Source organism: Litorisediminivivens sp. KMU-197 (assembly GCF_056858395.1).
On record NZ_JBXEQG010000001.1, the window covers coordinates 647,739 to 662,112 of the forward strand.

Genomic DNA, 14,374 nt, shown 5'->3' on the forward strand with positions numbered 1-14,374 from the left:
GTTCTCTAAGACAAACAGCGCTTGCCCGATTTTAACCACAATGTCAGCCTTCCCGATCCATGTGCCTGATTTCACGAAGTGTGTACCAGGGTATTGGATTCAGACTGGATATCCAATGGTATAATTGTTTTCATACAATGGGTTAGTCAGCATATGCCCCTTGATCGAAGGAACATCCATAGGTTGATTTAACCGCTACGCAATACCCGTAAGTATCTGTTTGCGAACGCGATGTGGACTTTTTTCAGACAATTTCTCCTTTGTTTAAGGCGAAGCCCGCCATATTCTCTCAACTGCCCACTGGGGGGTGAAAATCTGCTGGCCACGGGGGCGGCCGCTGAACCGTTGTACGTCGCAAGACGGATGGAATGTGATTGGCTTCGCCGCAAGGTGACGCTGGCCGCTGCCGGGTAAGACTTGCCCGCAGCACAAGTCCCGTCCGGCCATATCGAGCCCGTACAACATGAAACGCAAGGCGGCGCGCGACCGGGGTGAAACCATGCCCGGGACCGTCCGAAGGTGGAACGTGAAGGGATCGTGGATGCCAGACTTGAGAACTCTCGAAGGCCAATTGGAACGGCCAGGCGCAGAGGCAAAAACCGGCGGCCGCGGACAATCTGCGTACATCGAGCCCAAATGTAACAGCTATTACGAGGGGAGGCGTTGGTAACGTGCCCATTACCAGAAACAACGTATCGAACCAGAGCGACGGCGGCGGTCCGCCCCCTTCGGAACTTGACGGCATCGTCGAAGGCACCAGTGGCGACGACACGATTGACGTCAGCTATACCGGCGACCCCGAAGGCGATATGGTCGACAATTCCGACAACATCTTTTCGGACGATCCGGCGGATTCCGAGGACGATATCATCGAGGCCTACGAAGGCAACGACAGCGTCCTTGCGGGTGACGGCGACGACTTTGTCGACGGTGGCGAAGGCCACGACACGCTGAAATCGGGTGACGGCAATGACACCATCCTCGGCGGCGAAGGCAACGACGAGATCGATACCAGCGGCCACGATCCGGCCATCGACCGCGAGACATTTCCCGGCGTTCCGGTCGATCCCGATCCCGAGAACGACCGTGACAGCGTTGACGGCGGCCTCGGCAACGACACCATCAGGACCGGCGACGACCGCGACACTATCGACGGCGGCGAAGGCGATGACGTCATCTACTCGGGCATCGATGATGACCTTGTCAGCGGTGGCGAAGGCAATGACCTGATCGAGGACATCCAGGGCGCCGACACCATCGACGGCGGCGACGGCGACGACACGATCATTGCCGGCTTCGACACCTTCTCGGACTACGAGGGCGACGATCCGAACCTGCCGATCGGGTCCATCACCTCGGACCCCAATACCGACGACGGTCGCGACCATGTCAGCGGTGGTGCCGGCAACGACAGCATCATGACCGGCGACGACAGCGACACCATCGACGGTGGCACCGGCAACGACACCATCGACGCCGGCATCGACGATGACCTTGTCGACGGCGGCGACGGCGCGGACAGCATCATCGGCGGTCACGGTTCGGACACCATCACCGGTGGCGCGGGCGACGACAGCATCGACGCCAGCGCGCAGACCAGTGCGACGGACTTCAACAACGAGCCCGACGCGACGGACCCGGTGCAGGACAACGACCGCGACTTTGTCGATGCCGGTGACGGCAACGACACCGTGTTCGGCGGCGACGACGACGACACGCTGATCGGCGGCGCCGGCGACGACGTGCTGGACGGCGGCATCGACGAAGACCTGCTGGAAGGCGGCGAAGGCGCCGATACCATCTTCGGCGGCGACGGGCGCGACACCATCGTCGGCTCGAACGTCGGTGACAGCGTCGACGGCGGTGACGGCCCGGCGGGCGATGGCCCGGACGGCCTGCCCAATGACTACGACACGCTGGACCTGACCGGCTCGGCTCCTGCGGGCGGTTCGCTTTCGGTGACCTATACCTCGGCCGACCGCGAAGACGGCTTCGTCGAGTATTTCGACGACACCGGCACGCTTTTGGGCACCTCGACCTTCGAGGACATCGAGAACGTCATCCCGTGCTTCACGCCCGGAACGACGATCGCGACGCCCACCGGCGAACGGCTGATCGAGGATCTGCAAGAGGGCGACCGGGTCATCACCCGCGACAATGGCCTGCAGGAAATCCGCTGGCTGGGCGCCACGGAACTGACCGGTCACAGGCTGGCGCGCGCGCCGCACCTGCGTCCGATCCTGATCCAGGCTGGCAGCCTCGGTGACAACCTGCCTGAGCAGGACATTCTGGTCAGCCCGCAGCACCGCGTTCTGATGACCAGTGAAAAGGCGCAGCTCTACTTCGAGGAGCGCGAGGTTCTGGTTGCGGCCAAGCACCTGACGCATCTCGATGGCGTCGATGAGGTGGGCACCCTCGGGGTGACCTATATCCACTTCATGTTCGACCAGCACGAGGTCGTCCTGTCGAACGGCGCATGGACCGAAAGCTTCCAGCCCGGCGACATGACGATGCAGGGCATGGGCGAGAAGTCGAAGGCGGAGATCTACGAGCTGTTCCCAGAGCTGGAGACGGAAGAGGGCATCCGCGACTACACCGCGGCGCGCCGTTCGCTGAAGAAACACGAAGCCAAGCTTCTGGCGCGCTGAGCGCCAGACCATCCGGCATATGCAGCTCGCCGGCCGGCAGACTTGGCGCCCGGCGGACAATGAAGCCAGGGACGGGAAACTGTCCCTGGCTTTATGCGTGTGCCTGCGCGATGCCACGGTGTTGACACGCAAAAGACCCAGACCTGCCCGATTTGCGCCACAATCTCTCGTCAGCGTTGTTTCTTGAAGCAGTATACCAAAGGGTAGTTTATAATTTAGGTTGAGTTATCCCTTTATGCGTTGGCTGCAGGTGCAGCCTGACGTGAACTGCCGCAACGTCACCCTAAAATCGCTTTGGATCAAAGCCTCTACCCCACCACGGGCCTTATTTTGAACCGTTTTCGCCTAAAATTCTCGCGATAAAGATCAAGGCGCGATGACGCCGTGACGAGCAGGTCAACGAGAATCAGGGGCAAACATGCCAAGCGGTTATCTGGTCAACTTGGGAGACAACTCCCTAGACGTGAACGACGCGATCGGGATTCCGGCGTCGAACTTCACGATCCATTCCGTTCTGGGAGCCGGGTCCTGGACATGGTCGGGCACCTGGGCCGGCAATGGCCAGAACTACAACAACATCAACGACGGCGGCACCTTCTACCTCGCGACCTCCGGTCAGGTGTTCTTCGTGCCCGACCGTTGGGACGTCACCGCCGGCACGGCATCGGTAGCCTCCACGCCACCGAACAGCGGCGATCTGTTCCTCAACGGCACCGATCTGGCGGACGTGATCGACGCCAGCTATGTGGATCCGGATGGCCAGGTGGTCGACGGCGGCGATGGCAGCGGTGCGCTGGGTCACGAGGACACCATCCTTGCAGGCGCCGGCAACGACAGCGTGAATGCCGGGCTGGAGGCCGATGTGGTCTTTGCCCAAGCCGGTGACGACACCGTTGACGGCGGAACCGGCGACGACACGCTTTACGGTGGCGACGGTGCCGATAGCCTGATGGGCGGCGCGGGCGCTGACGAGATTTCGGGCGATGCGGGCAACGATACGATCGACGGCGGTGCCGGCAACGATTCCCTCGATGGCGGCGATGGCGACGACGTTGTTTCCGGAGGCGCGGGCAACGATACGATCGACGGCGGCGCCGGCAACGACCAACTGAATGGCGATGCCGGGACCGACGAGATCCTGGGCGGAGACGGGCTCGACACCATCGACGGTGGGCTGGAGGCCGACACGCTGCATGGTGGTGGTGGCGACGACAGCATGGCTGGCGGCGACGGCGCTGACCTGATGCATGGTGACAGCACCGGCGGCGCGATCGGCACGGGATCGGACGATATCGGCTCGATCCTGATGACGGCGGGCAATATCCGCGCGGGATCGAACACCGGCGACCTGACAGACGCGCAGGTCGGCGACAGCGTGATCTATGACAACGCCGGCAACATGGCCAACGGCGATCCGGTGGTGATCCGGCTGACGGTCACCGAAATCACCGATCCCGGGCTGACGGTCACGCTGAACTACAACACCTCCAACGGCCCGATCCTGATCGACGGCAATGGCAACCCGGGGATGGCCGGGGAATCGGTTTCCTTCACGGTTGAGTTCCTGAACGGCAACACGCTCGAGCCGCTGGTGGTCAGCGGCGCGGCCAACATCATCGACATCGATGACAACGCCGGCGCAGGCGCCGAATTCGTCACGCTCGATCCCAGCAACTTCAACGGCTATGCGCTCGACACCGCCTCGTCGCTGAACGTCGTGACCGGGCCGGACGGCATCACCGGCACCGGCACGCAGGGCAACGGGGCCGCCGACCAACCGGCGTGGATGACCGGCCTGTTCACCGATCAGTCGCAGCTGAACTTCACCCTCGGCGCGGTCGAGAACGGTGCGGCCTATGGCTTCAACGGCGCGGAACTGAGCACGCCGGTGGTGACCGAGGTCAACAGCGGCGGCAGCGACACCATGGAGGGCGGCGCAGGCGCCGACACCATCTTGGGCGGCAGCGGCAATGACAGCCTGTCGGGCGGTGCGGACAACGATCATCTTGTCGGCGGTGTCGGCGATGACACCCTGGATGGCGGCACCGGCGCTGACAGCGTCGAAGGCGGCAGCGGCGACGACGTGATCCGGCTGGGCGACAGCTTTGGCAACGACACCATCATCGGCGGCGAGACCGGCGAGACGCTGGGCGACACGCTCGATCTGTCGGGCAACACCACTGGCGTCACCGTCGACCTGAGCGGCGCGGACCCGGAGGCAGGCACCGTCTCGGCGGGCACCGACACCGCCACCTTCAGCGAGATCGAGAACATCACGCTGGGGGCCGGGCAGGATACCGTGGTGCTGGCGGACGGATCGGGCGCGGACAGGGTCGAAGGCTTCGACATGACCGACCGGGGCGACGGTTATACCCGCGACCAGGTCGATGTCTCGGGCATGACCACCGATGGCGTGACGCCGGTCACCGCCGATGACGTGGTGGTCACCGACGACGGTCTGGGCAACGCGGTGCTGACCTTTCCGGGCGGCGAGACGCTTACCCTGATCGGTGTCGCGCCGGCGCAGGTCGACAGCTTCGCCGAACTGGTGCACATCGGCATCCCGCCGGGCCGCGACTTCATCGTCGAAGGCACCGCCGGCGCCGACACGATCGACGGCGGCTATCTTGGCGATCCCGAGGGCGACCTGATCGACGCGGCCGACAACCTGTTGGTCAACAACGACGATTCGATCGAGGCCTATGGTGGCAACGACAGCGTGCTGGCCGGGGATGGCGCGGATACCGTCCATGCGGGCACCGGCTCGGACACCGTCGAAGGCGGTGCGGGCAATGACCTGATCTTCGGCGATGCCGACAACGATTCGCTGCTGGGCGGGCAGGGCTCGGACACCATCTTTGGCGGTCTCGGTTCCGACACCATCCTCGGGGGCGACGGCGGCGACAGCCTGTCCGGCGGGACCGGCAACGATTCGATTCTCGGCGGGGCGGGCGCGGACACCCTTGTCGGCGGCACCGGCAACGACGATATCGACGGTGGGCTGGGCAACGACCTGATCCTCGGCGGCGACGACACGGACTCGCTCTTGGGCGGGCAGGGGGCGGACACCATCGACGGCGGCACGGGCGCCGACACCCTGCGGGGCGGCACCGAGGCCGACAGCCTGACCGGCGGCACCGGCAACGACAGCCTGTTCGGCGACGAGGGCGCGGATACGCTGATGGGCGGCGCCGGTGCGGATTCGCTCGACGGTGGCAGCGAGAACGACCTGCTCTTCGGCGGCAGCGAAAACGACACGCTGTTCGGCAACACCGGCGACGATACCCTGCATGGCGGTGACGGGCAGGATTACCTGCGCGGCTCCTTCGGTGCGGACGAATTGCACGGTGGTGCCGGCGCGGACAGTCTCTGGGGCGGGTTCGGCGACGACACCTTCGTCATCGAGGACGGCTTCGGCAACGACACCATCGACGGTGATGCACCGAACGAGACGCTGGGCGACACCCTGGACCTGAGCGCCACCACCACCGGCCTGCGTGTCGACCTGAGTGACGTGAACCCCGAGAACGGCAGCTTCAGCGACGGCACCAGCACGGCCACCTTCACCGATATCGAGAACATCGTTCTTGGCGGCGGTAACGACACCATCGCGCTGGCCGATCTGGGCGGCGCCGACATCGTTCAGGGTTTTTCGGCGCCGACGGTGAACGGCGACGGCTCTCTGACCGGCAACGACGTGCTGGACGTGAGCGCGCTGACCTCGGACGGCGGCACGACTCCGGTCAACGTGCTCGACGTGGTGGTGAGCGACGACGGCTTCGGCAACGCGGTGCTGAACTTCCCCGGCGGCGAGAGCCTGACGCTGGTGGGGATCGCCCCTGCAACGGCGGCGGATCACGGTTTCCTCATTGCGATCGGCATTCCGTCGAACCTGATCGTCGACGGCACCACCGGGGCCGACGCCATGGGCACCACCTATGTCGACAGCCAGGGCGACCAGATTGACGGCAGCGACGGGCTTGCCGACACCATCATGGGCTATGCCGGCGATGACACCATCGACGGTGGGCTGGCGGCCGACACCATCGACGGCGGCGCCGACAACGACCTGATCTCGGGCGGGGCCGGCGCCGACGTGATCCTGGGCGGTACGGGCAGCGATACCATCGACGGCGGCACCGAGAACGACCAGATTTCGGGCGGCGACGGCGCGGATGTGCTGGCCGGCGGTGCGGGTGCCGACACGCTCGACGGGGGCTCGGGCAACGACACCATCGACGGCGGCACCGAGAACGACCAGATTTCGGGTGGCGACGGCGCGGATGTGCTGGCCGGCGGGGCGGGCAACGACACGCTCGACGGTGGCACGGGCAACGACACGCTGACGGCCGACGCGGGCAACGACAGCCTGAGCGGCGGTGCGGGCGACGATACCTTTGTCTTCAGCGATATCACCGGCAACGCGACCGTCATCGGCGGCGAGACCGCAGAGACGGCGGGCGACACGCTCGACCTGTCGGGCGTGACCGAGGATCTGACGGTCGACCTGACCGGCGTCGATCCCGAAGCGGGCACCGTCAGCGACGGCACCGCGACCACCACCTTCTCTCAGATCGAGACGATCACGCTGGGCGGCGGCACCGATACGCTGGTGCTGGCGGATGGCTCGGGCGCGGACCGCGTGGCCGGTTTCACCGGACCGACGCCGGTGGGCGATGGCACCTACACCGGCGGCGACCAGCTTGACGTCAGCGGGCTGACTTCGGACGGCGGTGTCACGCCGGTGCATGTCGGCGACGTGGTGGTCAGCGACGACGGCTTCGGCAACGCGGTACTGACTTTCCCCGGTGGCGAGAGCCTGACACTTGTGGGGGTCGCCCCCGCCGCAGCCGGCGATCCGGCCTGGCTGGTCGCGGCGGGCATCCCCACGGACGGGATCCTGACCGGCACGGCCGGCAATGACACCATCGTCGCGGGCAGCTGGATCGACGAAGACACGGACGTTGTCGACGGCGGCGACGCGCATCTGCCCGGCGAGGCGCCGCAGGACGACATCATCCGCGCGGGCCTCGGTGACGACAGCGTTGTCGCGGGACTTGGCAATGACGACATTGACGGCGGTTTCGGCAACGACACGCTGGACGGCGGCGCCGGCAACGACAGTATCCTCGGTGGCGCGGGCGCCGACCTGATTACCGGCGGGGCCGACAACGATACCCTGGCCGGTCAGGACGGCGCCGACACGCTGGACGGTGGCGCCGGTGCGGACCTTTTGAGCGGTGGCGAAGCAGCCGACAGCCTGAGCGGCGGGGCAGGCGACGACACGCTTGACGGCGGGATAGGTGCGGACACGCTGGAGGGCGGTGCCGGAAACGACGTTATCCAGGGCGGGGCCGATCAGGACAGGATCACGCTGAACCCCTCGGAAGGCGTCGATGTCATTGACGGCGGCAGCACCGGCACCGATCAGGATACACTGGGCCTGACCGACGCTCTGGGCGCCACAGTCACCCTGACCGGCAACGAGGCCGGCACCGTCACTACCGGCAGCGGCAGCGCGACCTTCACCGAGATCGAGGCGCTGGAACTGGGCGCGGGTGACGACACGGTCCAGGGCGGCGGCGGCAACATCGGCATGACGATCGACGGCGGCGCCGGGAACGACAGCCTGCGCGGCGGCAGCGGCGCCGACACCATTCTGGGCGGTGCGGATGCCGACTATATCGTCGGCGGGCGCGGTGATGTGATCGACGGCGGCTCGACCGGGGTGGACAACGACACACTGGAAATCCGCGGCCCGGCGGTGATTACCTTCGATCCGCTGAACAGCGAAAACGGCACCGTCACCTGGATTGACGGGGCATCGCTGAGCTTCACCGACATCGAGACCATCAACTACATCCCCTGTTTCACGCCGGGCACGCAGATCAAGACCGCGCGCGGTGAAGTGGCCGTCGAGCGGCTGCGCGTGAACGACCGCGTGCTGACGCGCGACAATGGCTACCAGCCGATCCGTTGGGTCGGGGTGCGCCGGTTGAAGGCGGCGGAACTGGCGGAGTGCCCCAAGCTGCGTCCGGTTGCGATCGCCCGCGGCGCATTGGGACCGGACATGCCCGAACGCGACATGAAGGTGTCGCCGCAGCACCGGGTCCTGATCGGCAATGCCGCGACGCAGCTGTGGTTCGGCGAAGAGGAGGTTCTGGTCGCGGCGAAACACCTGACCTGTCTCGATGGTGCCGAGGTCGATGGGGCAGACCAGGACGTGACCTATATCCACATCCTGTTCGATCAGCATGAGGTCGTGCTGAGTGATGGCATCTGGTCAGAGAGCTTCCAGCCCGGTGACATGACGCTGGCGGCGCTCGACCGCGACCAGCGCGACGAATTGTTGACGCTGTTCCCCGAACTGGAGGGACGGGAAAACCTTCACGAGGTCTATCCCGCGGCCCGGACCACGTTGAAAGGGCATCAGGTGCAGGTGTTGTTGACGAGTTGATATGGTTGTTGTTGACGAGTTGTCGTAGGTAGGTGCCGGACCCGGTTCTGCCGCCGGGTCCTTACTTCGGGGCGGCCTGTCCTGCTCGCCAGGCCGCCCAATCTTCCGGGGTATCGAGATCAAGCCGCGCGCGGTTGCCCGACAGCGGGACAAGCTGGCGGTGAGGCATGTGGCGCCGGACGATATCGCGGGCGCCAGTGTCGCCGTCCAGCGCTGCGAATTCGTGAAACAGCGCAGCGCGGAACAGGATCGGGTGACCCGGGGTGCCGTCCTCGGTGGCGGCCTGGACGATGCGCGCCTCGACCGTGGCCTCGGCCTCGTCGATGATCCGGTTCAGGTCCGCCGACTGGATGCCGGGCATGTCGGGTGGAAGGACAATCGCGGCCTCGCTATCGCGGGGCAGCGCGGCGACGGCGGCGCGAAGCGACTGCGCCATGCCCTTGTCGGCCTGCGCGACGGCCAGGATCGTGGCTTGGGTACCTGACAAGACACTGGCGCGCGGGTGATCGATTCCGGGCAGCGTGACGACGACCGGCAGCCCCGCCGCCTGTCCCCGCAGCACCATGGCACGCAGGCAGGGCTGGCCATCGACGTCTTCGAGCAGCTTGTCGGCGCCGCGCATTCGGCTGGACTTGCCCGCAGCGGGCAGGATCAGGGTACAGTGCATGCAGCGGCGTCCTTACGGCGGGTGGGGCAGTCTAGGGCAGGTTCGGCCGTGGCAGCAAGCGGGTTTCCGTTACGGTGTTTTTCGTCATTATTTCAGTTGTTTGCGGACCATAGTTTGTGTATCGCATCAACATTGGCGGGGGCTGACCGCGCATAATGCGCCCCGCCGCGTGCTGTTGGCAGATCTGTGGAGGGGTTGCGCGCCATGGGTCCGGCGTGACGGGCTCGGCGTGGGTGTGCTGCACTGCCGGACGGCTTGACCCCAAGAAGAGCGGCGATCTTTGATCCGGAGGGCGGCGGGCTACGTATCAGTTGGAAAAAGCGGGGTTTTCAAGTGACGACACTTCTCTGGTTCCGGCGGGATTTGCGGCTTTCAGATCACGCGGCGCTCTGCGCCGCCTGCAACGCGAAGGGGCCGGTGGTACCGGTCTTCATTCGCGACGATCTTGTGGACGGACTGGGCGCGGCGCCGAAATACCGTCTGGGGTTGGGGCTGAAGAAGTTGCAGGCAGCCTTGCAGGACAAGGGCAGCCGGCTGGTGTTGCGGTCGGGCAAGGCGGAAGAGATACTGGCCGAACTGGTGGCCGAGACCGGGGCCGAGCGCGTTTTCTGGAGCCGCGCCTACGATCCCGACAGCGTGGCGCGCGATGACAGGGTGCGCGAGACGCTGGAGGTCGAGGCAGAGGACTTCGCCGGGCATGTAATGTTCGAGCCGACCTCGGTCGAGACCAAGTCGGGCGGGCCCTACAAGGTGTTCACACCCTTCTGGAAGGCGGTGAAAGGCCGCGACGTGCAGGCGCCCCGCGCTGCCCCTGACAAGCTGCCGGCGCCGGATAGCTGGCCTGAGAGCGAAGACCTCGGGACTTGGGCGCTGGACGCAGCCATGAAGCGCGGCGCCGGGGTGGTGGGATCTCACGTTAACCCCGGCGAGACGGCAGCGCAGGACCGGCTGGCGTGGTTCATGGACGAGGCGGTCGCAGACTACGGCGCGCAGCGCGACTGCCCGGCGGTGGACGGAACCTCGGGGATGTCAGAATACCTCAGTCTGGGCGAAATTACCCCGCACCAGTGCTGGCACGCCGGGCTGCGCGCGAGGGAAGAGGGCAAGAAGGGTGCCGAGGCGTTTCTGCGTGAGCTGGGCTGGCGCGAGTTCGCATATCACCTGATGTGGCACATGCCGCGCCTTCTGACGGACAACTGGCGCGAGAAATGGGACGCTTTCGACTGGAAGGACGACGAGCGTTCCGCCGAGATCAAGGCTTGGAAACAGGGGCGCACCGGGGTGCCCTTCGTGGATGCGGGCATGCGCGAGATGTACGTCACCGGGCGGATGCACAACCGCGTGCGCATGATCACCGCCTCTTACCTGACCAAGCACCTGATGACCGACTGGAAAGTCGGCCTTAAATGGTTCGAGGACTGCCTGATAGACTGGGATCCGGCCTCGAATGCGCTGGGATGGCAATGGGTTGCAGGGTCCGGGCCGGATGCCTCGCCCTTCTTTCGTGTGTTCAACCCCGTGACGCAGCGCGAAAAGTTCGATCCCGACAAGACCTACGTGAACCGCTGGATCGCCGAGGGGCAGGAAAACCCGCCAGAGACCGCAGTGCAGTATTTCGAGGCGATCCCCAAGCGGTGGAACATGGCGCTGGACGACAGCTATCCCGAGCCGGTGGTGGGGCTTGACGAGGGTCGCAAACGCGCCCTCGCGGCCTATGAGAGCCGGAGTTTCTAGGCGGGTTGCCTCAGAAGTCGCCTGATCGCAAAATGATTAACAATAAGGAGTGTGACGGCCATGGTGCTTGCGTCACTTGACGGGCAGCGCAATCTGCCGAGGTATTTCGCCCGGGTCCACGCCACCGCATGCAGAATGCGGCAGGGACGTCTTGATTTCCGCCTGCCGGATGGCCGGGTGTTCCGTGCCCAGGGGGCGGAGCCGGGGCCGGTGGCGGAATTGCGCATCCACAACGCCGACATCTTCGGACGGTTGATCCGCGAGGGCGATCTCGGGTTCTGCGACGCCTACCTCGACGGCTGGTGGGATACCCCGGACCTGTTGGCCTTTCTCGACCTGCTGCATGTCAACGAGGAGCTTTTCGACGGGTTTCCGGGGATGAGCCTTGTGCGCGCCTATGAGCGGCTGCGATTCTGGCTGCGGTCCAATTCGAAGCGGCAGGCCCGGCGCAACATCTCGTACCACTATGACCTCGGCAACGATTTCTATCGACTGTGGCTGGACGACACGATGACCTATTCCTCGGCGCTGTTCCGCACTGGGCAGGAAAGCCTCGAGGCGGCGCAGACCGCGAAATACGCCTCGATGGTGGATCAGATGGGGGCGAAACCCGGCGATCACGTGCTTGAGATCGGCTGCGGCTGGGGCGGCTTTGCCGAATACGCGGCCAAGGAACGTGGGCTGCGGGTGACCGGGCTGACCATCAGCCGCGAACAGCTGGCCTATGCGCAAGAGCGGATCGCACGCGCGGGGCTGTCGGACCGGGTGGACCTCAAATTACAGGATTATCGTGACGAGACGGGCACTTACGATGGCATCGCCAGCATCGAGATGTTCGAAGCAGTGGGCGAGAAATACTGGCCGGTCTATTTCGACACCCTGCGCGACCGGCTGAAACCGGGCGGCGCGGCGACCTTGCAGATCATTACCGTGCAGGATGCGCGCTGGGAGGTCTATCGCAAGGGCGTGGACTTTATCCAGAAATACATCTTCCCGGGCGGCATGCTGCCCTCGCGCAAGGCGCTCTTGGCCGAGGTTGAAAAGGCCGGGCTTTCGGTGCTGCGCTCGGTCGAATTCGGCGAAAGCTATAGCCAGACGCTGCGCCGCTGGCACGAGACCTTCAACGCGCGTTGGGACGAGATCGCCGATATGGGCTTTGACGACCGCTTCCGGCGGATGTGGAACTTCTACCTGACCTCTTGCGCCGCGACGTTTCACAGCGGAAACTGCGACGTAACGCAGATCACGCTGAGGAGGCCCGCCGCCTGATGCCCACAGTCCCCAAGCTCGTTGCCGCTGTCTGCCTGTCGGTATTGGCCTTCATTGTATCGAAAATGGTGATGGCGCTTCTGCCCGAAAGTACGGATTTCGGAATCTTCCTGCCGTTGAACATGGCAATCGGATTTGTGACGGGCTGGTTCTACACCGGAACGCTGGCCACCGGCCGCTTTGCCGATGCGCTCAGCTACGGCCTGACCGGGGCGGCGATCCTGACGTTCGTGGCACTGGGCGCCCAATCGGCGAACGAGATGATACGCCTGGCACTGCGGCACCGCTTCAACGGACCGATCGAGGCGATTGCGGCGGTGTTCCAGATCGGGGTCGAATACGCGGTGGAGGTGTTGACCTTCGAAGTGGTGCTGACTCTCGCCATCGGCGGATTGCTGGCCGGGTTCCTGTCGCACATGGCCTCGCGACGCTGGAATTAAGCGGCATGGCGGATTTGTTCTTTTACGGCACGTTGTGTCACGTGCCGCTTCTGGCGCGCGTGCTTGCGCGAACGTCTGGCGATTTCGCACCAGAACCTGCGGTTTTGCCGGGCTGGGCCACCTATTGGGTCGATCGCGAATGCTTTCCGATGATCTTGCCCGAGGCGGGGGCGGCGGCCGAAGGCGTGCTGATGCGCGGACTGGACGAAACGGACCTCGCGCGGCTGGATCACTACGAGGGCGGGTTCGGCTATGCGCTCGAACCGCTGCCAATTCGGACCGATGCCGGCGAAATCGTCGAGGCGCGGGTGTTCTTGCCCGATCCCAAGCTTTGGACACCCGGGGCGCCATGGCGGCTGCAGGATTGGGTGGCGCGGTTCGGGGCGATGACGATGGAGGCCGCCGATGAGGTGATGGAGCGCTTCGGCACCACGCCGGCGCTCGAGATCGGCAAGCTGTTTCCATGGATTCGCGCACGCGCCTGGGCGCGGGTGATGGCGCAGGACACCGCGCCATGTGACCTGCGCGAGGGTCCGGGCCCGGAGGATTACCGGATCGAGGCCCTGCGCCCGGGGTTCGAGGGCTTTTTTCGCCTGCGGGCCTTCGACCTGAGCTATCGCCGCTTCGATGGCAGCCAGAGCGCGACCTTCCCGCGCGAGGCTTTCGTCGCCTTCGACGCCGCGCTGGTGCTGCCCTACGACCCGGTGACCGACCGGGTGCTCTTGATCGAACAGCTGCGCTTCGGCCCGATCTGGCGCAAGGATCCGGCGGTCAGGGTGCTTGAACCCGTCGCCGGGCTGATCGAAGCCGGCGAGACCCCGGCCGATTGCGCAAGGCGCGAGGCGCAGGAAGAGGCGGGGCTCGAATTGGGCGACCTGCGACCGATGACCAAGGTCTATGCCTCGCCCGGCTACTCGACCGAGTTCTTTCACTGCTATCTGGGGCTCTGCCAGCTGAACGGGGACACCGGCGGCATCGCCGGCGTCGAGGCAGAGCACGAGGACATCCGCAGCCACGTGATTTCCTTCGACCGGGCGATGGCGCTGGTCGACAGTGGCGAGGTCAACGCCGGTCCGCTGTGCCTGATGCTGCTCTGGCTCGCACGTCATCGTGAGGGTCTGCGCAAGGACGCCGTTCCCGCACGCCCTTGAGTTCACGC

The 14,374-nt window shown here is 65.2% G+C and carries 7 protein-coding genes; 6 read left to right on the top strand and 1 reads right to left on the bottom strand.

Features of this window, described 5'->3' with window-relative positions:
• The first annotated feature begins 671 nt into the window (after positions 1–671).
• Positions 672–2,648, top strand: a complete 1,977-nt coding sequence (locus AC04PT_RS03175) for a Hint domain-containing protein (protein ID WP_482872049.1) — start codon at positions 672–674, stop codon at positions 2,646–2,648.
• Between the two features lie 418 nt (positions 2,649–3,066).
• Positions 3,067–9,105 carry a Hint domain-containing protein gene (locus AC04PT_RS03180; protein WP_482872050.1) on the top strand — a complete coding sequence of 2,013 codons (6,039 nt, stop codon included), beginning with the start codon at positions 3,067–3,069 and terminating at the stop codon, positions 9,103–9,105.
• 61 nt (positions 9,106–9,166) lie between these two features.
• Here AC04PT_RS03180 and AC04PT_RS03185 read toward each other — a convergent pair whose 3' ends face one another.
• On the bottom strand, positions 9,167–9,772 hold the full coding sequence (locus tag AC04PT_RS03185) for a nucleotidyltransferase family protein (protein ID WP_482872051.1): 606 nt from the start codon (positions 9,770–9,772) through the stop codon (positions 9,167–9,169).
• Between the two features lie 333 nt (positions 9,773–10,105).
• Between AC04PT_RS03185 and AC04PT_RS03190 the strand changes: the two genes are divergently transcribed.
• The 4 genes from AC04PT_RS03190 to AC04PT_RS03205 are packed head-to-tail and all read left to right on the top strand — an operon-like array spanning position 10,106 to position 14,366.
• Positions 10,106–11,506, top strand: coding sequence for a cryptochrome/photolyase family protein (locus tag AC04PT_RS03190; RefSeq protein WP_482872052.1), 1,401 nt, complete (start codon positions 10,106–10,108; stop codon positions 11,504–11,506).
• 60 nt (positions 11,507–11,566) lie between these two features.
• Positions 11,567–12,775: a class I SAM-dependent methyltransferase gene (locus AC04PT_RS03195; RefSeq protein ID WP_482872053.1), complete on the top strand. Its 1,209-nt coding sequence runs from the start codon at positions 11,567–11,569 to the stop codon at positions 12,773–12,775.
• Positions 12,775–13,215 (top strand): TrgA family protein, encoded by a 441-nt coding sequence (locus AC04PT_RS03200; RefSeq protein WP_482872054.1) that lies wholly within the window; start codon positions 12,775–12,777, stop codon positions 13,213–13,215. Before AC04PT_RS03195 ends, AC04PT_RS03200 begins: the two co-directional genes overlap by 1 nt.
• 5 nt (positions 13,216–13,220) lie before the next feature.
• Positions 13,221–14,366, top strand: coding sequence for an NUDIX domain-containing protein (locus tag AC04PT_RS03205; RefSeq protein ID WP_482872055.1), 1,146 nt, complete (start codon positions 13,221–13,223; stop codon positions 14,364–14,366).
• Positions 14,367–14,374 lie beyond the last annotated feature (8 nt).

Coding starts and splice junctions, on each gene's coding strand:
- AC04PT_RS03180 (WP_482872050.1), top strand. CDS start 3,067: ATGCCAAGCGGTTATCTGGTCAACTTGGGAGACAACTCCCTAGACGTG.
- AC04PT_RS03195 (WP_482872053.1), top strand. CDS start 11,567: ATGGTGCTTGCGTCACTTGACGGGCAGCGCAATCTGCCGAGGTATTTC.
- AC04PT_RS03185 (WP_482872051.1), bottom strand. CDS start 9,772: ATGCACTGTACCCTGATCCTGCCCGCTGCGGGCAAGTCCAGCCGAATG.
- AC04PT_RS03200 (WP_482872054.1), top strand. CDS start 12,775: ATGCCCACAGTCCCCAAGCTCGTTGCCGCTGTCTGCCTGTCGGTATTG.
- AC04PT_RS03205 (WP_482872055.1), top strand. CDS start 13,221: ATGGCGGATTTGTTCTTTTACGGCACGTTGTGTCACGTGCCGCTTCTG.